Annotated in this window: 1 pseudogene; it reads left to right on the top strand. The window is 25.2% G+C overall.

Going from position 1 to position 789, the window contains the following annotated elements:
- Window positions 1-177: 177 nt before the first annotated feature.
- A pseudogene (locus tag CN514_RS24505) lies at window positions 178-789 on the top strand (tyrosine-type recombinase/integrase); the annotation flags it as partial.

Genomic DNA, 789 nt, shown 5'->3' with positions numbered 1-789 from the left:
ATAATAAATTAAACAAACTTTTTTTAAAGTAGAATAATAGTGTATTTTTCTACCTAAATCATTTTATGAATTTTAATATTGATAAAAAACATATGTTTATTATTTAACGGAAAAAACTATTCGAATTAATACTATAAATTGAATAATTTATGTATAATAGATTATGAGGTGAGTAATATGTTAGTAAAATCAAGCCTACTTATTACAAATTCAGTGCATTTACCAAGTACGAATCTAAATGAATCCAACATAATTGCGTATTTAATAGATGAAACATACTTTCCTATTCTCCTACAAACAAAGTTTGAAAATGAAAAAAATCATCGTATGATTTATGAAGGTTTTTCTGATTTGGATATGATCTACTACTTTGTCCATCAGAGAAAAGATATTCAAAAATCGAAACAACGAAAAGATAGTACAAAGATGGAATACATACGAGAGTTAATGCAGTTTTTTCGATACTTGATGAAGAGTGAAGAATTTTTGCGCCAGGATGTAGAATTTTATATAGAAACTTCATTTTTCAAAAATTTAAAACAAAGACATATTGATTCATATCAACAATGGTTATCTACTTATCAATACGGTTCGAACAAGCAACATTATCGTGTTACAACTCTTTCAAGAAAACTTGTCATATTAAAAAGCTTTTTTAAGTTTTTATTTGATAGTCATTATGTTCAAGTACCTTTATATACTCGAATATTGAATGCAAAAATTACAAAGGATGATTTACCAAATCGCGATTTAGAAGAAAGTGAAGTAAAAGCTTTATTGAATTTTTAT

The organism is Bacillus sp. AFS001701, from assembly GCF_002559405.1.
Taxonomy (GTDB): Bacteria; Bacillota; Bacilli; order Bacillales; family Bacillaceae_G; genus Gottfriedia.
Note: the sequence above shows the minus strand (reverse complement) of the source record. Positions and strands in the feature narration are given on the sequence as shown.